Below are 18,470 nucleotides of genomic sequence, written 5' to 3'. Positions count from 1 at the left end.
CGGCAACGCAATCACAGCGGCTGCGCAGTTGGCAGCCGCGTGTCACATCAACGTGTGGGGAAGGCAGGCCATGGGCCTGCGGGCATCATCCGCCGGGATCCAGCGCGAGGCGATGGAAGTGCAGGGCGGGAGCATTCGTGGCAAGCGAAGCGCCGGTCGGCAGTGCTTCCCACGTAACAGGTGCGCCCGTCACGTAGTGGGTCGTGTCGATCATCCGTTCATCATAACGGCATCGGCGTGAGCATGCAGCGAAGCAGGCTGATCTGCACGCTGTGTTCCACACTGCCTGTTCAGATGGCTCAGGCCGATTTCGCCATCAACCCGAACACGGTGCAGGCCATGGCCAATGCGCCGGGAAGCGCCAGCCGGCGTGTGACCAGTGCGGCGCCAATCATCGTCAGCACGGAGAACATGATGGCCAATGCGAACAGCGGTTGGCCCAACAGGAACTGATGGATGCAACCTGCGCAGCCGACGATCGCCAGACTGGTGGCAAAGCAGACGTGGAACAGTGAGCCAGCGTACACAGAGGTTCCTCGCGATGATGGAGGCCATAGCGGCAGGCATCCGGGTAAATTTAGCGCGGATTTCAGAATGCGATGACGGGATCACATCCTGTACGCGCTCTGGTGACACCGGCGTGCATAAGGTGGAGCGCACACCCACTTTTTGGATTGATGGAGGATGCAATGGCGCGGACGATTCCCGAAGGGACCCTGATCGTGGTAGCCGACGGTGGTTCGGCACGGGTGTTCACCAACGTGGGCAGCAACCATCAGTTGACCCTGAAGCAGGAAGGCGAGCTGCGCCTGCAGGACATCAGTGAGCAGGGCGTGTCCGGGCAGGGGCCTGCGGGTGCAGTGCCGAAGGACATGTCGGTCTCGCAGCTCAACGAGGCGACGTTCGCCAAGCAGGTGGCGGAACAGCTCAATGAGGATGCCTTGAAGAACCGCTATGCACATCTGGTGTTGATCGCGGATCCGACCACGCTGGGGCGAATCCGTCCGCTGCTGCACAAGGAGACCCAGGCCCGCCTGTTGGGCGACATCGCCAAGGACCTGACCAACGCACCGTTGGCGGATATCCAGAAGGCGCTGGCGGCGTAGCGCGGATGCCTTTCATGCGCGATCACCTGTCGGCGGAGCCCGACCGCTCGGATGTGGAGGCGCAGGTCGGCTGGCAGCTCCTCGAGTTCGGTGCACCCTGGTGTGGCCATTGCCAGGCCGCGCAGCCCGCATTGCAGGCCTTTGTCGAAACGAACGATCTGCCGCACTGGAAGGTCGAGGATGGCAAGGGAAGGCCATTGGGGCGAGCGTTCAAGGTGAAGCTGTGGCCGACAGTGGTGCTGCTGCACGATGGAGAAGAGGTTGCGCGGGTGGTAAGGCCGTTGGATCGTGCGGACCTGATGTCGTTGCAGAGCGCGCTTCCCGACTGAAGATTGAACCGGGCGTGGGAAGCCGGGCAGTCGCACTGCAGCATGCAGCGTGACAGGCGCGGTGCTAGCATCTGACCATCACCTGAATCGATCCAAATGCCGATGCCCACGCTGGACCGTCGTCTCCTGATCGTTGTCGCCGCCACGGCGATGCTCGCTTCCGGCCTGGCCTCGGCTGCGCCTGCCGGAACGGCCGCCGACAAGGCCTATGCCTCGGTCGACCCGTTCATCGGCACGGGTGGGGAAGGCCACACTTATCCGGGTGCAACGGTGCCGTTCGGCATGGTCCAGCTCAGCCCGGACACGCGCATCCAGCCGCGCGAAAAGGCCTATGGCTGGGCTGCGGGCTACCGCTACGACGACAGCAGTATCGTCGGCTTCTCGCACACGCATTTTTCCGGCACCGGTCATTCGGACCTGGGCGACATCCTGCTGATGCCGTTCACCGGCAACCCCGGCCTGGAGCGCGGTGATCCTGAGAAGCCGCGCAGCGGCTATGCCTCGCGCTTCCGCCACGATGAAGAGAAGGCCGAGCCGGGCTACTACGCGGTCACCCTGGATGACTACAAGGTGCGCGCCGAACTGACCACCAGTGCGCGTGTGGGCGTGCACCGCTATGCCTTCCCCAAGGGCACCGACGCCAAGGTGCTGCTGGACATGCGCACCAGCATGTACGACTACCCGGGCAAGGTGCTGTGGTCGCGGGTGCGGGTGCGCGCCGACGGTACGGTGACCGGCTTCCGCGAGACGCGCGGCTGGGCGCCGGGCCGCCAGCTGTACTTCGCGATGCGTTTCTCGCGACCGCTGTCGGGGCATGAGTTGCACAATACCGAACAGGACATCGTCTACAAGGGCTTCCCGCCGCCGGGCGAGAAGGACCCGGCGCAGCGTGCACAGATCGAGGGCCGTCAGCTGGTCGGTACGTTCGCGTTCGGCAAGCTGGACGCACCACTGGTGGTAAAGGTGGCGATCTCGCCGGTCAGCGAAGCCGGTGCCATCGCCAACCTCGACGCGGAAGTGGCCGACTTCGATTTCGACCGCGTGCGTGCGCAGGCAAAGCAGGAATGGACGCAGGCGCTGTCGGTGCTCGATATCGATGCGCCGGAACATGCGCGACGCAGTGCCTATACCGCGCTGTACCACACGATGCTGGGGCCGACGCTGTTCATGGATGCCGATGGCCAGTACCGCGGTTCGGACAACGCCGTGCACAAAGCCGAGGGTTTCGCGAACTATTCGACGTTCTCGCTGTGGGACACCTACCGTGCGCTGCATCCGCTGCTGACCCTGGTGCAGCCGGAGAAGCGCAATAACGACTTCGTCAATTCGATGCTGGCCCACCATGAGCACAGCCCCTACGGCATGCTGCCGGTGTGGTCGTTCCATGGCCTGGAAGACTGGTGCATGATCGGCTACCACGCCGTGCCGGTGATCGCCGACGCCTACGTGAAGGGTATCCGCGGCTTCGACGCCGACAAGGCATTGAAGGCGATGGTCGAGACCGCCAACTACGGCCCCTATGACGGCATCGCGCAGTACCGCGAGCTGGGCTATGTGCCGATCGACGAGGAAGGTGAAGCGGCCAGCAAGACGCTGGAGTATGCCTTCGATGACTGGACCATTGCTCGCATGGCACAGGCGATGGGCAAGATCGATGTTGCGGCCACCTTCGACAAGCGCGCCGGCAACTGGCGCAACGCCTTCGACAAGGACACCGGCTTCATGCGCGCACGCAAGCGCGATGGCAGCTTCCGCACGCCATTCGACCCCAGCGCCAGCGGTTATGGCACCGACTACACTGAAGGCAACGCCTGGCAGTATTCGTGGTACGTGCCGCAGGACGTGGCCGGACTGGCCGCCGCGCACGGTGGCAGCGACAAGCTTCTCGCGCGCCTGGACGAGGTGTTCAACGCCAAGGTCGATCCGTCCATCTTCGAGCACATGGAAGACATCACCGGCCTGATCGGCTGGTATGCGCATGGCAACGAGCCCAGCCACCACGTGGCCTACCTGTATTCGTACGCCGGCCAGCCGTGGCGCACGCAGGCACGCCTGAAGCAGATCATGGACACCCAGTACGCCGACCGACCCGATGGCCTGGCCGGCAATGATGACGTCGGCCAGATGTCGGCGTGGTACGTGTTTACCTCGCTGGGCTTCTACCCGGTGGCACCCGGCTCGGGCGAGTACATCCTGGGTCGCCCGTTCCTGCCGAAGACCGCGATGCGACTGCCGAACGGCAGGACCTTCACCATCGTGGCCGATGGGCTGGATGACAAGCACGCCTACGTTGGCAATGTGAGCCTCAATGGCAAGCCATTGCAGCGCACCTTCCTGCGCCACGACGAGATCCTGGCCGGCGGCGAACTGCGTTTCAGCATGCAGGCCGAGCCGAACAAGACGTGGCCGGGGCAGGGAGCGCAGGCGCCGTATTCGATGAGCCGATGATGATGGGTAGGTGCCAATCTTGGTTGGCACGCGGAACATCAACGGCGCCAACCAAGGTTGGCGTCTACCGTAATCCGCCGGCTGGGGTGCTTTTGGTAGGTGCCAACCTTGGTTGGCATGCGGAACATCAACGGCGCCAACCAAGGTTGGCGTCTACCGGAATCCGCCGGCCGAGGTGCCTTTGGTAGGTGCCAACCTTGGTTGGCACGCGGAACATCAACGGCGCCAACCAAGGTTGGCGTCTACCGGAATCCACCGGCTGGGGTGCTTTTGGTAGGTGCCAACCTTGGTTGGCACGCGGGAGGTCAACAGCGCCCACCAAGGTGGGCGTTTACCGGAATCCACCGGCTGGGGTGCTTTTGGTAGGTGCCAACCTTGGTTGGCACGCGGAACATCAACGGCGCCAACCAAGGTTGGCGTCTACCGGAATCCACCGGCGGGGTGCTTTTGGTAGGTGCCAACCTTGGTTGGCACGCGGAACATCAACGGCGCCCACCAAGGTTGGCGTCTACCGTAATCCGCCGGCTGGGGTGCCTTTGGCAGGTGCCAACCTTGGTTGGCACACGGGAGGTCAACAGCGCCCACTAAGGTGGGCGTCTACCGGAATCCGCCGGCCGAGGTGCTTTTGGTAGGTGCCAACCTTGGTTGGCACGCAGGACGTCAGTGGGAACGAAACCGCAATCCCACCCGCGCGCCACCGATCGGGGCGGTATCGATCACCAGCGCGGCACCGTGCCGCTGCGCGATCTCGGCCACGATCGCCAATCCCAGTCCGCAGCCGTCGCCTTCTGTGCTGGCCCGGTAGAAGCGTTCCGTGACGCGCGTGCGCTCGGCTTCGGCAATGCCGGTGCCGTTATCGTCCACCCACACCAGCACGCCTTCGGCCTCCTGCCGAACGCCGAGGGTGATCACACCCGGTACGGAACCGTAGCGCAGCGCGTTGTCCAGCAAGTTGCCCAACGCCTCACGCAGCAATTGCGGGTCGCCCTGCACCTGCAGGCCATCGTCAGGTCCGTCATAGCCAAGATCGACGCCTGCAGCCAGTGCACGGTCGGCGTAGCGCTCCACCACGCCGCGTGCCAACGCGGCCAGGTCCAGCGACTGCAGCGGCAGTGCACTGCCATGCGGATCCTCGGAACGGCTGAGCATCAGCAGCTGGTTGACCAGGTGCTGCAGCCGCGCCAGCCCGGCCAGCGTGCCGGACAACGCCAGCTGCTGGGCCTGCGGATCATGCTGGCGCAGCGAGCTCTCCAGCTCCACCTGCATGGCCGCCAACGGTGTGCGCAGTTGATGTGCAGCGTTGCTGACGAAGCGCCGCTGCGCATCCTGCATGGCGTCCAGCCGCTGCAGCAGGGCGTTGTACGCCTCCACCGCCGGCCACAGTTCGCGCGGGGCTTCCTGCGCCGGATCCAGCGGTGCCAACGGATCCGGCCGCGGACTGGCCAGCTTCCGCGCGACCAGGTTGGCATGGCGTGCGGCGGCGCCGGTGCCGGACCAGGCCAGCCACGCCGCCAGTGCCAGGATCGCGGCCTGGAACGGCACGCTCGTCAGCAGCAGCTTGCGTTCCAGCCGATGGCGCTTGCGCAGTGTCTCGGCCACGCGCAGCCGGATGTCATGGCCCGGTCCGGCACTGACCACCACTTCAACCATGCGCACCGGTTGACCACGCAGGCGCGCATCGTAGTAGACCGCATCATCATTCGCGGCGGCGCTCGCCGGACGCGGCAATGCCTCGGGCAGGTCGCCATACAGGCGCCCACCCGCGGCGTCGACCACCTCGCCATGCACTTCGTCGGCGGTGTCCCAGGTGAACATGCGCGAGACCGCCGGGGTGATCTCGATTGAAGCGCGACCATCCTGCACTGTCACCAGCTCGGACAACGACATCGCCGAATCCAGCAGCCAGCGGTCGTAGACCTGGCCGGCATAGAAGCGGGCCAACGCGAACGAACCCACCGCGCTGCACAGCAGCAGCACCAGCAGCGGCAGCCACAGTCGGCGCAGCAGCAGGCCACGCAGGCTGTGCATGCGCTCAGTCACCACCGGCTTCCATGCGATAGCCGAGGCCACGCAGCATGCGGATGCCGACGCCTGCATGCGCCTGCTCCAGCTTGCGGCGCAGGCGGCTGACATGCACTTCGATCACCGACAGGTTGGCCTCGTGGTCCCAGCTGTAAAGCGCGTCGAACAGGCGTTGCTTGGTGACGGTGCGGCCGGGATGCTGCATCAGTGCCTCGACCAGCGACAGCTCGCGCGCGGTCAGCTCGATGCGCTGGCCGTCCACCTGCGCTTCATTGCGGATGCTGTCGAAGCACAACCGGCCTAATCGCTTCTGCGCCGGTGCGTCGCTGCGGCGGCGCGACAGCGCACGCAGGCGGGCTTCCAGTTCACCCAGTGCGAACGGCTTGGCCAGGTAATCATCGCCACCCCGGTCGAGGCCGAGGATGCGGTCCTCCACGCCATCGCGTGCGGTCAGGATCAGCACCGGCAGGGTGACGCCGTCGTTGCGCAGGCGCGAGAGCAGGTCGAGGCCGTCGACGTCGGGCAATGAAAGGTCGAGCACCATCACGTCATACGGCGCGCTGGCCAGTGCAGCGGGCGCGTGCAGCCCGCGCGAAAGGTGGTCGCACAGATGACCCGCGCCCTGCAGGGCACGGATCAGTCCATCAGCCAGAGCGGCATCGTCTTCGATCAGCAGGATTCGCATTGCAAGCTTGGTGCAAGGTTGGGGCAAGTTTGGCGCAAGTGCGTCACCTTACCGTGACGTGCATGAATTTCTCCCCTCGTCTTGCGGCCCTGCTGGCCGTCCTCCTGTGCGCACCCGCAGCATCGGCGCTGTCCCTGCAGGAAGCGCAGCGCGCGATGGAAGCACACAACCCTGACCTGCGTGCGGCGGCACTGGAGCTGCGCGGTGTGCAGGGCGATGCGCGGACGGCGGCATTGCGCCCGGCCACCGAGCTGTCGCTCGGTACCAGCAAGATCAGCCCCAAGCATGGCATCGGCCCGGGGCGCTGGCAGGACAAGCGCGTGGACAGCACCGTGGGCCTGGGCTGGACCTGGGAGCGTGGTGGCAAGCGTGCATTGCGCATCCGCCAGGCTGACGCGCTGCTGGAAGTGGCAGGGCTGGAGATGCTCGATACCCGTCGCCGACAACAGGTGGCGCTGCATGAAACCTATTTCGGCCTGAAGGGCGCGCAGGAGCGGGCCCAGATTGCCGACGCCAACCGGCAGAGTTCGGCCGAGCAGATGGCGGCGGCGGACAAACAGGTTGCGACAGGGGCGATGGCACCGGTGGATCGCGCGCGGCTGGCTGTGGACAACCTGGCTGTGGCAGACGCGGCGCGCGAGGCAGCATTGGATCTGCGTGACGCGCGGCATGCGCTGGGCTTGCTGCTTGGACGCGACGACAGCCAGGACCTCAGCGCCGATGATCCGTGGCCGGCTGCCAGTAGGGTGGCCGATGTGCGCGCGTTCGATCCGCAGCAGCGCGCCGATCTGCGTGCGGCGCGTTCGCGCCTGGCCGCCGCCGACACGGGCGTGGCACTGGCGCGTAGCGAGCGCCATCGCGACATCCAGCTGGGCGTGGAGGCAGAGCGCGAGCCCACCGACATCAGCGGTGTCACCTGGGGCGTGTCACTGACCATTCCGCTGGGCGGCCCGTCGCGCGCACGCGGCGCGATCCAGCGTGCCGAGGCCGACCGCGACAGCGCCGCGCTGGAACTGCAGGTGCTGCAGCGCGAAGCACGCGCCGAGCTGGACCAGCTGCAGGCCAGCGCGCAGTCCGCCGCACAGCGCCGCAGCGATTACGAGGGGCTGCAGTCCGACGCTGCACGCAAGGCGGTGGAGGGCATCGAACTGGCCTATCGCCGTGGCGCCGCCAGCCTGACCGATCTGCTCGACGCGCGCCGAAGCTGGCGCGAGTTCGAGGCCGCGCTGATTGAAGCGCGTGCCAACCATGCCATTGCCCTGGCGCGCTGGGAAGCGGCCACATCTGTTGCTGAAGGAGAGTCCCGATGAAGTCCACCGCCGCCTATCGCCCGCAGGCGCGATACGCCGTGCTGCCCGTCTTGCTGGCGCTGGTCCTGCTGGGTGGCTGTGGTCGAGAGCCAGCTTCCTATCTTGAGGATGCGCCTCGGGTCAGCGCCGGCCAGATTCAGTTTCCCCCCGACAGCCGCCAGCTGGACGTGCTGCGCAGCGAGGCGGTAACCGCCGGCGCCAGCGCCAGCCTGCAGCTGCCTGGCAGGGTGGTCTGGGATGAGACGCGCTCCAGCGCACTGCACGCGCCGCTGCCGGGGCAGGTAGCGCGCATCGAGGCGCAGCCGGGGCAGAAAGTGAAGGCGGGCGAGGTGATCGCCTGGATCACCTCGCCCGAATTCGGCCAGGCCCAGGCCGACGGCGTGCGTGGCCGTGCCGAGCTGCAGCAGGCGCGCAAGGAGCTGGAGCGCACCCGCGAACTGCATGCGGCGGGTGTGGCGTCGGGCCGCGAACTGGACGAGGCCGAGGCCAATTTCGCCGGCAGCCAGGCCGATCATGCGCGCGCGGCCGCCTTCGCCAAGGCGTATGGCAATGGCCAGCGCGTCGATCAGCGCCTGCCGCTGCGCGCGCCGATCGATGGCGTGCTGGTGGAGCGGCGGATGAGCCCGGGCATGGCGGTCAGCCCCGACAGCGACCAGCCGTTGGCAGTGATCGGCGATCCGGACCGCCTGTGGCTGTTGCTGGACATCCCCGAAAGCCTGGCCGGACGCTTGAAGTCCGGCATGCAGGTGAGCGTGCCCGGCGCCGATGGACAGCCACTGCAGGCGACCCTGCAGCACGTGGATGACTTCGTCGACAGCGAACGCCGCGTGGTCCAGGCGCGCGCCGAGCTGGACAACCGCGCACGCGGCTTCAAGGCGGGGCAATACGTGCGCGCCCAGGTGGCGTTGCCGGCCGAGGGCGGTGTCTCATTGCCCGATGCCGCGGTGCTGCTGATCGACGGCACGCAGGTGGTGTTCGTGGAAGAGGGCAAGGGCCGCTTCGTGCGTCGCGCCGTGCACGCCGAGGAGCTGGGTGACGGCCGGCTGTGGGTACGTGAGGGCCTCGCCGCCGGCAGCCGGGTGGTGGTCGAAGGCGGCCTGCTGCTGCAGCAGCTGGTCGACAGCGCTCCGGCAGCCGTCAGCACCGGTAGCGGGCACGCTGCGCCATGATCGATCGCCTGATTGCCTACTGCCTGCGCCAGCCATTGATGGTGATGCTGGCACTGCTGCTGTTCATCGGCGCTGGCATTGCCGCGTTCCGCGTACTGCCGGTGGAAGCCTTCCCGGATGTGTCGGACACCCAGGTAACGGTGGTGTCGCTGCACCCGGGCCGCGCCGCCGAAGAGGTGGAACGCGAAGTGACGATGCCGCTGGAAGTGGCGCTGTCCGGCATTCCGCATTCGGTGCGGGTGTTCTCGCATACCCAGTTTGGCCTGTCGATGATCATCCTGACCTTCGACGACAAGGCCGATGACTATTTCGCGCGCCAGCAGGTGCTGGAACGCCTGCAGGGCGTGGAGCTGCCGGAAGGGGTAACGCCGGAGCTGGAGGCGATGAGTTCGGCGGTGGGTGAGATCTACCGTTACGTGCTCAAGGGCCCGCACATGACGCCGACCCAGCTGCGCACCGTGCAGGAATGGACGATGGAGCGCAGCCTGCGCACCGTGCCGGGCGTGGCCGATGTGATCAGCTTCGGTGGATTCGCGCGCACCTTCCAGGTCAAGCCGGACCTGGACAAGCTGCGTGACCGCGGTATCAGCCTCGGTGAGTTCGCCGAGGCGCTGGAGAAGGGCAGCTCGAACGCCGGCGGCGGCTACGTGGAGCGCGGCCAGCAGCAGTTCCTGATCCGTGGCGTGGGCCTGATGCGTTCGCCGGCCGACATCGGCAACGTGGTGGTGGCGCAGCGTGGGGGCACGCCGATCCTGGTGCGCGACCTCGCCGGCATTGCCGATACCGGCCTGCCGCGTCAGGGCCTGGTCGGCCAGGACGACAATGACGATGCGGTGTTCGGCATGGTCCTGATGCGCAAGGGCGAGAATCCGTCCGACGTGCTCGACGCGCTGCATGCGCGCATCGCCGAGATCGAGGCCAACCAGTTGCCGGCCGGGGTCAGCATCGAGCCGTTCTACGACCGCTCGTGGCTGGTCACGACCACGCTGAAGACGGTCTTCCGCAACCTGCTGGAAGGTGCCGTGCTGGTGTTCCTGGTGTTGTGGCTGTTCCTGTACAACGCCCGCGCCGCGCTGATCGTGGCGGCGATGATGCCGCTGGCGCTGCTGTCGACCTTCCTCGGCCTGCACCTGTGGGGCGTGCCGGCCAACCTGCTGTCACTGGGCGCGATGGACTTCGGCATCATCATCGATGGCGCGGTGATCGTTACCGAGCACATCGTCTCGCGATTGTCGAAGCTGCCACCTACGGCCGATCGGAAGACGCGGTTCTCGACCATTCTTTCTGCCGCATCGGAAGTGGGGCGGCCGACGTTCTTCTCGATGCTGATCATCATCGCCGCGCACATTCCGATCTTCACCCTGCAGCGCCAGGAAGGCCGCATGTTCGCGCCGATGGCGTACTCGGTGACCTCGGCGTTGATCGGTGCGTTGATCCTGGCGCTGACCGTGGTGCCGCTGTTCTGCTACTGGTGGCTGCGGCGTGACCGCATGCGCGACGGCAACCCGCTGATGGACCGCCTCACCGGCTGGTACCGACCGATCCTGGAACGCGCCCTGGCGCGCCCGCGTGCGGTAGTGCTGACCGCGGTCGCGTTGCTGGTCGGCACGCTGGCACTGGGTACCCGCCTTGGTTCGGAGTTCCTGCCGGAGCTGGACGAAGGATCGATCTGGCTGACCGCCACGCTCGATCCCAGCACCAGCCTGGCCGAAGCGCAGCAGCAGTCGCGGCGCATCCGTGAGCTGGTCGGCACCTTCCCGCAGGTGTCGACGGTGGTGGCCAAGCTGGGGCGCCCGGAAGACGGCTCCGATGCCAAGGGTGCCAACCAGATCGAGGCACTGGTGGCGTTGAAGCCGGAGAAGGAATGGCCGAAGGGCGTGGACAAGCGGCAGCTGGTGAGCGACCTGCAGCGCACGCTGGAGCAGCGCATTCCGGGGCCGGAGTTCTCGATCTCGCAGCCGGTGCGCGACAACATCCTGGAAAGCATCTCGCAGATCAAGGGCCAGGTGGTGATCAAGGTCAGTGGTTCGGATCTGGACGTGCTCAACCAGCACGCACAGGCCATCCTGGGCCAGGTGCGCGGGGTGGAGGGCGTGGAGAGCGCCTTCATCGACCGCGATGGTTCGTTGCCGCAGCTGCAGATCGAGATCGACCGCAACCGTGCAGCACGCTATGGCCTGAACGTGCGCGACATCGACGAAGTGATCGAGACCGCACTGGGCGGGCGCCAGGTCGGCGAGCTGTGGGAGGGCGACCGCAAGTTCCCGATCACGTTGCGCCTGGACGATGCCGATCGTGACCTGCAGCGGCTGCGCGCGGTGCCGGTGGGCATCGGCGATGGCCACACGGTGACGCTGTCCGAGGTGGCCGACTTCCGCATGGCCAGCGGCGCGATCAACATCTCGCGCGAGAACGCACAGCGGGTCAAGGCGGTGAGCATCTTCATCGCTGGTCGTGACATGGGCAGCGTGGTGGCCGACATGCGCAAGCGCGTGGATGCCGGCGTGCAGCTGCCGGAAGGCTACCGGCTGGAATGGTCCGGCGAGTTCGAGAACCAGCAACGTGCGATGAAGCGGCTGGGCTGGGTGGTTCCGCTGTCGGTGCTGATCATCTTCGTGTTGCTGTTCGATGCCTTCAAGGACATCAGCAGCGCCGCATTGATCCTGGCCAACGTGCCACTGGCGATGATCGGCGGCATCCTCGCCCTGTGGCTGACCGGTATTCCACTGTCGGTGTCGGCGGCGATCGGCTTCATTGCATTGTTCGGGCAGGCGGTGCTGAACGGCGTGGTGATGCTCAGTCGCTTCGCCCAGCTGCGCGAGCAGGGCATGGACCTGCTGCAGTCGGTGGTGCAGGGCTCGCTGCAGCGCCTGCGCACGGTGCTGATGACCGCGTTGCTGGCGATGTTCGGCCTGCTGCCGATGGCGACCTCGCATGCAATCGGTGCAGAGACCCAGAAGCCGCTGGCGGTGGTGGTGATCGGCGGCCTGTTGTCGGCGATGCTGCTGACCCTGCTGGTACTGCCGACGCTGTATTACTGGGTGCACCGGCGCCGCGAGGCCCGGACGGGCTGACGACGATATGCGGTTCTCCGCCCAGTAGATGCCAACCTTGGTTGGCAGAGGGCGAAGCGCCCACCCAGGTGGGCGACTACCGGTGTGCGATGGCCGCGACCTACACCATCCCGCCATTGGCGCGCAGCACCTGGCCGTTGATCCATCCGCCATCGGCACCGGCCAGGAAGGCCACCGCACCGGCAATGTCCTCCGGCGTACCCAGCCGCTCCAGGGGATTCATCTTTGCCAACCGCTCGATCAGTTCCGGTGACTTGCCCTCCAGGAACAGATCGGTGGCGGTCGGGCCGGGAGCCACCGTGTTCACCGTGATGTTGCGCCCACGCAGCTCCTTGCTGAGGATCGCCGCCATCGTTTCCACCGCCACCTTGCTGGCCGCGTACACGCCGTAGGTCTCCAGTCTGATGCCAACCACGCTGGTGGACAGGCTGATCAAGCGGCCGCCGTCGCGCACCCGTCGCGCGCTTTCGCGCAGCACGTTGAACGCGCCCTTGAGGTTGATCCCGATCACCCGCTCGAACAAGGCATCGTCGCTGTCGGCCAGCGGCGCCAACTGCAGCACCCCGGCACTGTTCACAACTACGTCGATACCGCCGAAGCGCGCCTCGATGGCGTCGAACAGCTGGTGGACCGCCTGCGAATCGGCCACATCGGCCTGCAGCGCGATGGCCTGCGCACCGGCCGCGTTGAGTTCGGCCGCCAAGGCTTCGGCGTCGTCGCGGCGCCCCGCATAGTTGATGGCGACCGCGTGGCCATCGGCGGCCAGACGGCGGGAGATGGCCGCGCCGATGCCACGGGAGCCGCCGGTGACCACGGCGACAGAGCAGGTGGGGGAAAGGGTCATGGTGGCTTCCAGCAGGGCACGCCGGAGTGGCGCAGGGCCATCTTCGCCACATCAATGTTCCGGATAATCATGCATAATCCGCCAACATCATCCGGACAGCCGAATAATGGATCGCTTCACGGCCATGCGCGCCTTCGTCCGTATCGTCGAGCGCCGCAGCTTCACCCGGGCCTCCGAGGACCTGGGCCTGCCGCGGGCCACAGTGACCGATGCGATCAAGGCGCTGGAACAGCGGCTGGGCGTGCGCCTGCTGCACCGGACCACGCGGCTGGTGGTGCCGACGCTGGAAGGCGAGGCCTTCTATGGCCGTTGCCTGCGCCTGATCGCCGACATGGACGACGCTGAAGCCGCGTTCCGTGACGTGCCGCCACGCGGCCCGCTGCTGATTGAAGTGCACGGCACGTTGGGCCGGCACCTGCTGTTTCCGCACCTGCCGGACTTCCTGCAGCATTACCCCGAGATCGAACTGGACGTCAGCGAAGGCGACCGCTATGTCGACCTGCTGCGCGAAGGCGTGGATGCGGCGTTGCGGGTGGGGACGCTGGCCGACAGCGATCTGGCGGCGCGCCGGTTGACGATGCTGCGGGAAGTTACGGTGGCCGCACCGGGTTATGTGCAGGCGCACGGTGTGCCCGAGACCATCGAATCACTGGAGCAAGGCCACCAGATGGTCGGCTACCGCTCCAGCGCCACCGGCCAGCTGATTCCGCTTGAGTTCCAGCAGGGTAGGCGGGTGCGTTACGTGCCGCTGCCGGCCCGGGTGCGTGTTTCCGGTGCGGATGCCTTCCTTGGGGCCGCCTTGGCGGGTCTGGGCATCATCCAGGCACCGCGCTACAGGATGGACCCTTACATCGCGAGCGGGCAGCTGGTCGAGCTGTTGCCGGACGCGCCGCCGACGCCGAGTCCACTGAGCCTGGTCTACCCCCGCAACCGCACACCGTCGCCGCGGCTGCGGGTGTTCATCGACTGGGTGGCCGGGGTGTTCGACCATATGAGGTAGTGCCGGCCGCTGGCCGGCAGCTGCAACACGCGTGATGTGCCAAGGTTGCCGGCCAGCGGCCGGCCCTACCGGGCTGATGCGCTGGGCAGTACCAGTTCGAACACGGTGCCGGTTTCATCGGAGGTAACGCTTACCGCTCCGCCATGTGCCTGTGCAATCGCACGGGTGATCGCCAGGCCCAGTCCAGCGCCTTCGTGGCGGCCACGCTCGCCGCGATAGAAGCGATCGAACAGGCGCGGCAGTGCTGCTTCGGCAATCGGCGGGCCGAGGTTGTGCACGCTGACCCTGCACACGGCATCGGCCTCGACCAGCTGCACCCGCACCTCGCTGCCCACGGCTGCGTGCTTCAACGCGTTGGACAGCAGATTGGCGATCGCCCTGTGCAGCATCAAACGGTTGCCTTCCACGCTCGCCACGCCGTCGCGGCGCAGGGTCAATTGCCGGTCCTCAGCCAGCAGTTCGTAAAACTCCAGCAGCGAATCCACCACCCCATCCATTGCCACCCGCTCGCGCGACGGCAATGCACCCGGCGCTTCGGCCTGCGCCAGGTACAGCAGATCGCCTACAGTCTGCGCCAGCTGCTGCAGTTCCTCGGCACACGAGGCCAGCGTCTCGCGGTAGGCCTCGTTGCTGCGCGGGTGGGCCAGCACCACCTGTACCTGGGTCAGCATGTTGGTGATCGGCGTGCGCAGCTCGTGGGCAAGATCACCGCAGAACTCGGTCAGGCGCGCGAAGTCCTGCTGCAGGCGCGCCAGCATGCCGTTGAGCGTCTGTGCCAGCTGTTCCAGTTCGGCCGGTGCCGTGCGCGCGCTCAGACGCCGCTGCAATCGACCGGCGGTGATCTGCCGGGCTTCATCGGCCAACGTGCGCAGCGGTCGCAGCGTTCGGCGCACTACGTAGCCGCCGAGCAGGCTGCTGGCCACGGCGGCGCCGATGATGGCGATCGCCAGAAGATGGCGGAAGCGCTGCAGGAAATCGGCATGGCGGTCGTCATCGATGGCCAGCAGGGTGACCAGCTGGCTGCCGTCGGCCAAGGTCTGGCGCAGGTGCAGGGCATGCATGCAGCGACCATCGTCGAGAATCCAGTCGTGCCGCCGTGGCACGGCGTCGATGGGCTGGCTGCGTGCGTGCTCGCGCAGCAGTGCAGGTGCGGTCGAGAACAGCACGGCTCCATGGCCATCGACGATGTGGAAGGCGATATCGGGATGATGGCTGAGCGCCTCCGCCAACCGCGGGCCGCGCGCGGCGGCGGGCCCATTGCCAGCAATATCGCGGATCAACGCAACCTTGTTCTCCAGTTCGATGAAGTCCTGGGCAACAAGGTCATGGCGGGCGCTGACATAGATGGCCACGCCCAATGCGGCCAGCACCAGCGTGGCCACGATGGCGAACAGCAGGGTCAGCCGCACCGCGATTGAACGGCGCAGGCTCATCCGTTGCTCACAGCGCCGTCGTCTGGTGCTTCGAGCACGTAGCCCATGCCGCGCACGGTGACGATCAGCTTTGCATCGAAGTCATCGTCGATCTTCGCGCGAAGGCGGCGGATGGCCACGTCGATCACGTTGGTGTCGCTGTCGAAGTTCATGTCCCACACCTGCGAGGCGATCAACGAGCGCGGCAGCACTTCGCCACGCCGCCGCGCCAGCAGTTCCAGCAGGGTGTATTCCTTCTGGCTGAGGGGGATGCGCTGGCCGCCGCGTTCGACCCGGCGGCGCAGAGTGTCCACCACCAGATCGGCGATGACGATGCGCTCGGCCTGCGGCAGCGCCTGGCCACGACGCAGCAGGGTGCGCACGCGTGCCAGCAGCTCGGCGAAGGCGAACGGCTTGGCCAGGTAGTCATCGGCCCCAAGCTCCAGTCCCTGCACGCGGTCGGCGATACTGCTGCGCGCGGTCAGGAACAGTACCGGCACCTGCCAGCCGGCCTCGCGCAGCCGCGACAGCACGTTCCAGCCATCCAGACCGGGCAGCATCACATCGAGAATGACCAGGCGGTAATCGCCGCTGCCGGCCAGGTGCAGCCCGTCGACGCCGTTGCAGGCGAGATCGACCACGTAGCCGGCCTCGATCAGGCCCTGGCGCAGGTAGTTGCCGGTCTTGGGTTCGTCTTCGACGATCAGCAGTTTCATGGTACGCCCATCATCGCAGCTTGGGCCCATGCTGGAACGGATGAGTCATGCCAAGGGGTCCAGCGTGCCAAGCACCGCTACGCAGGCCAGCACCAGCACGGCCAGTACCGATTCGCAGGTCAGGCTGTGGCGTAGTGAACGCAGCGGCCTGCTCTGCCAGCCAGCTCGGATGGAGACCGCCAGCGCCGGCACCAGCCGCCAGCGATGCAGCGCGGCCAGGCCCAGCATGCCACCCACCAGTGCCAGTTTGAGCAGCAGCCAGCGTCCATGCGCGGCGCCGGTCAGGGTCTGTATGGAACCGCCGAGATCGACATAGGTATAGGTGCCGGTCATTGCCAGCAGGGCGACGATGATCGTGCCGGGCAGGGCGAAGCCGTGCGCGGCCTGCCATAGTTCGTGGGTGCGCTCACGCAGGCTCGGCCCTTGCCGCCGCAGTGCCAGCTGTACGATGGCGGCGATCGCACCGATCCAGGCACCGGCCGCCAGCAGGTGCACGATGCCGGCAGCAAGACGCAGCCGGCCAGCGACCCCATCGCCAGCAGCGGCGTGGCCGTTCCAGGCGAGGCTGGCGAGGGTCACCGCCGAGAGTGCCAGCAGTGCAGGGCGGCGCAGGCCCTGCACCGGGCGATTGACTGCCAGCAGCGGCAGCATTGCCAGCAGGGCCAGGATGCGCAGCAGTCCCGCCTCGCCCACCGGCGTACCGGTAAGAAACCAGCGCGCTGTCTCGCCATCGATGTCGACCGGTGATATGCCAAGCACGCCGGACAATCGGGTAACCGCATCGATGCCGACCAGCACCAGTGCCACCAAAGTGAGGCCCAGCGAGACGCTGCGCGGCAGTCCGGGGCGGACGAACAGCATCCGCCCGAACAGCAGCATCAGGGCCAGATACAGCGCCAGCCGCAGCGCGTATGGCGAAAGCTCGGCCACAGCGATGGCCTTACTTCACGGTGAAGCGGTAGGTGCCGGTGATCGGATGGCTGTCCTGGCCGACCGCGCGCCACTGCAGCGCGTAACTGCCGGCGGGCAGCGGCTTGGCAAAGCGCGCGCGCAGGGTGTGGCCGTCCTCGGAGATCTCCTGCGCCGTGGTCGGCATCGCCATCTTCATGCGGCCGTGGTCCATGCTCAGTTCGATGCGGGTTGCACGCGGCATCACCTTCTCGCTGAACTGCAGCTCGATCTGGCTGGCCGGGGCCACAGTGGCATCGGCCGCTGGCGTCGAACGCACCAGGCTGGGATGCGCCAGCGCCAGCGGCGCGGCCGAAAGGCCGGACAGCAGCAGGGCGAGCGGAGCGACGCGGAACAGGGAGCGGGTCATATGCGGATCACCGATGAGGAAGTGGCCTGCAGGGTGACGTCCACCGCCTTTCGAGGCCCTGACCTGGACATTACCAGTTTGTAATGTTGGCGGCCGGCCTGCGGCCGGTACTACCGTGCCCGTGACTGCGCGATCCATGCCGACGGCGAACAACCGACCACACGCCGGAACGCCGCGCTGAACTTGCTGGGATTGGCATACCCGCTGGCCAGCGCAACGTCGGTGACACACCGGCCCTGCGCAAGCTCGGCGCGCGCCCATTGCATGCGGCGTCGGGTCAGGAACGCATAGGGTGGCAGGCCGGTGGCGGCGCGCAGCGCACGACCGAACGTGGACGGGTCCATCTGCACCGCAGCGGCCAACTGTGGAACGGTCAGCGCCTGGCCGTGTTGCGCGTCGATGTAGGCCTCCAGTAGCCGCAACCGTCGTGCCGACAGTGGGGACACCGTGCCACGCGCCTGACGCGGCTGAGCGGCAAGCTGGCCCAGGCGGTGCAGCAGCACCTGCGCGCCATGCTCGAGGAAGCCGGGCAGGCAGGCGTCGGCCTGTGCGCTGGACCACAGCGCCTGCAGCACCGAAGTAATCACCGGGTCGTGGTGCAGCCGCGCCGCCAGCGGCTGCAGCTGTTGCAACTGCTGCGGATCCTGCGGATGCAGGTGGGTATCGATGGCGATGCCGAGCAGATCGACCGCTGGGCTGGCATAGGTGCCGGTGTCTCCCGGCAGTACCAGATTGAACTGGCCGGGCCGCCACGGCGCCTGCAGAAGACCCCTGGGGGTGCGCTGCTGCAGCCGACCGCCGCCGCCCACGGCCAGGCCCAGGCGCAGTTGCTGCGGATGTCCCATCTCACCTTCGCTGGCATCGAAGCGATGACGCAGCAGCACCACCGCACCATCGTCGCTGGCGTAGGCCGCAGGGACCTGCGAACCGGTTTCCTGCAGCAGCTGGTCGGCGAGGGCGGGCATCACGGATCCGGGAATGGAGCGGCGCTGCCTGAAATGGAGTGGCGGCAGGGCGCTAATGTTACAGGATAACAC

At 66.9% G+C, this 18,470-nt stretch carries 16 protein-coding genes; 7 read left to right on the top strand and 9 right to left on the bottom strand.

Features of this window, described 5'->3' with window-relative positions:
• Positions 1–299: 299 nt before the first annotated feature.
• Positions 300–527: a hypothetical protein gene (locus V3B46_RS00950; protein WP_106468189.1), complete on the bottom strand. Its 228-nt coding sequence runs from the start codon at positions 525–527 to the stop codon at positions 300–302.
• Positions 528–689: 162 nt separating this feature from the next.
• On the opposite strand from V3B46_RS00950, the gene V3B46_RS00945 reads away from it, so the two are divergent.
• From V3B46_RS00945 to V3B46_RS00935, 3 genes are all read left to right on the top strand, one after another.
• A complete protein-coding gene (locus V3B46_RS00945) occupies positions 690–1,106 on the top strand; it encodes a baeRF12 domain-containing protein (RefSeq protein ID WP_057501570.1) in 417 nt (138 codons plus the stop codon).
• 5 nt (positions 1,107–1,111) lie between these two features.
• On the top strand, positions 1,112–1,435 hold the full coding sequence (locus tag V3B46_RS00940) for a thioredoxin family protein (protein ID WP_329890882.1): 324 nt from the start codon (positions 1,112–1,114) through the stop codon (positions 1,433–1,435).
• A gap of 96 nt (positions 1,436–1,531) precedes the next feature.
• Positions 1,532–3,883: a GH92 family glycosyl hydrolase gene (locus V3B46_RS00935; RefSeq protein WP_329890881.1), complete on the top strand. Its 2,352-nt coding sequence runs from the start codon at positions 1,532–1,534 to the stop codon at positions 3,881–3,883.
• 660 nt (positions 3,884–4,543) lie between these two features.
• Here V3B46_RS00935 and V3B46_RS00930 read toward each other — a convergent pair.
• Both V3B46_RS00930 and V3B46_RS00925 read right to left on the bottom strand, forming a co-directional pair.
• Positions 4,544–5,923 carry a sensor histidine kinase gene (locus V3B46_RS00930; RefSeq protein WP_329890880.1) on the bottom strand — a complete coding sequence of 460 codons (1,380 nt, stop codon included), beginning with the start codon at positions 5,921–5,923 and terminating at the stop codon, positions 4,544–4,546.
• Positions 5,916–6,590 carry a response regulator gene (locus V3B46_RS00925; RefSeq protein ID WP_262229367.1) on the bottom strand — a complete coding sequence of 225 codons (675 nt, stop codon included), beginning with the start codon at positions 6,588–6,590 and terminating at the stop codon, positions 5,916–5,918. The genes V3B46_RS00930 and V3B46_RS00925 overlap by 8 nt, the downstream gene beginning before the upstream one ends.
• Positions 6,591–6,652: 62 nt before the next feature.
• On the opposite strand from V3B46_RS00925, the gene V3B46_RS00920 reads away from it, so the two are divergent.
• The 3 genes from V3B46_RS00920 to V3B46_RS00910 are packed head-to-tail and all read left to right on the top strand — an operon-like array spanning position 6,653 to position 12,143.
• Entirely contained in the window at positions 6,653–7,900 is a 1,248-nt protein-coding gene (locus V3B46_RS00920) for a TolC family protein (protein WP_329890879.1), read from the top strand.
• Positions 7,897–9,069: an efflux RND transporter periplasmic adaptor subunit gene (locus V3B46_RS00915; RefSeq protein WP_329890878.1), complete on the top strand. Its 1,173-nt coding sequence runs from the start codon at positions 7,897–7,899 to the stop codon at positions 9,067–9,069. Before V3B46_RS00920 ends, V3B46_RS00915 begins: the two co-directional genes overlap by 4 nt.
• On the top strand, positions 9,066–12,143 hold the full coding sequence (locus V3B46_RS00910) for an efflux RND transporter permease subunit (protein ID WP_329890877.1): 3,078 nt from the start codon (positions 9,066–9,068) through the stop codon (positions 12,141–12,143). The genes V3B46_RS00915 and V3B46_RS00910 overlap by 4 nt, the downstream gene beginning before the upstream one ends.
• 100 nt (positions 12,144–12,243) lie before the next feature.
• Here V3B46_RS00910 and V3B46_RS00905 read toward each other — a convergent pair whose 3' ends face one another.
• A complete protein-coding gene (locus tag V3B46_RS00905; RefSeq protein ID WP_329890876.1) occupies positions 12,244–12,987 on the bottom strand; it encodes an SDR family oxidoreductase in 744 nt (247 codons plus the stop codon).
• 106 nt (positions 12,988–13,093) lie between these two features.
• Here V3B46_RS00905 and V3B46_RS00900 point away from each other — a divergent pair, with 106 nt between their 5' ends.
• Positions 13,094–13,987 carry a LysR family transcriptional regulator gene (locus V3B46_RS00900; protein ID WP_329890875.1) on the top strand — a complete coding sequence of 298 codons (894 nt, stop codon included), beginning with the start codon at positions 13,094–13,096 and terminating at the stop codon, positions 13,985–13,987.
• Positions 13,988–14,052: 65 nt separating this feature from the next.
• Here the strand turns inward: V3B46_RS00900 and V3B46_RS00895 are convergent, their stop codons facing one another.
• The 5 genes from V3B46_RS00895 to V3B46_RS00875 form a co-directional block, all read right to left on the bottom strand.
• The gene (locus V3B46_RS00895; protein WP_329890874.1) at positions 14,053–15,420 is read right to left on the bottom strand and encodes a heavy metal sensor histidine kinase; all 1,368 of its coding nucleotides are present in this window, start codon (positions 15,418–15,420) and stop codon (positions 14,053–14,055) included.
• Complete coding sequence (locus V3B46_RS00890) at positions 15,417–16,115, bottom strand: heavy metal response regulator transcription factor (protein WP_329890873.1); 699 nt, start codon at positions 16,113–16,115, stop codon at positions 15,417–15,419. The genes V3B46_RS00895 and V3B46_RS00890 overlap by 4 nt, the downstream gene beginning before the upstream one ends.
• Positions 16,116–16,160: 45 nt before the next feature.
• Positions 16,161–17,045 (bottom strand): copper homeostasis membrane protein CopD, encoded by an 885-nt coding sequence (gene copD, locus V3B46_RS00885; RefSeq protein WP_329890872.1) that lies wholly within the window; start codon positions 17,043–17,045, stop codon positions 16,161–16,163.
• A gap of 10 nt (positions 17,046–17,055) precedes the next feature.
• Positions 17,056–17,433 (bottom strand): copper homeostasis periplasmic binding protein CopC, encoded by a 378-nt coding sequence (gene copC / locus V3B46_RS00880; RefSeq protein WP_049399735.1) that lies wholly within the window; start codon positions 17,431–17,433, stop codon positions 17,056–17,058.
• 110 nt (positions 17,434–17,543) lie between these two features.
• Positions 17,544–18,398, bottom strand: a complete 855-nt coding sequence (locus V3B46_RS00875; RefSeq protein WP_154263668.1) for a helix-turn-helix domain-containing protein — start codon at positions 18,396–18,398, stop codon at positions 17,544–17,546.
• Positions 18,399–18,470: the final 72 nt, after the last annotated feature.

The sequence above is a fragment of the Stenotrophomonas sp. SMYL11 genome, from assembly GCF_036320005.1.
Taxonomy (GTDB): domain Bacteria; phylum Pseudomonadota; class Gammaproteobacteria; order Xanthomonadales; family Xanthomonadaceae; genus Stenotrophomonas; species Stenotrophomonas maltophilia_A.
This window is presented reverse-complemented; position numbering and strand designations above follow the sequence as displayed.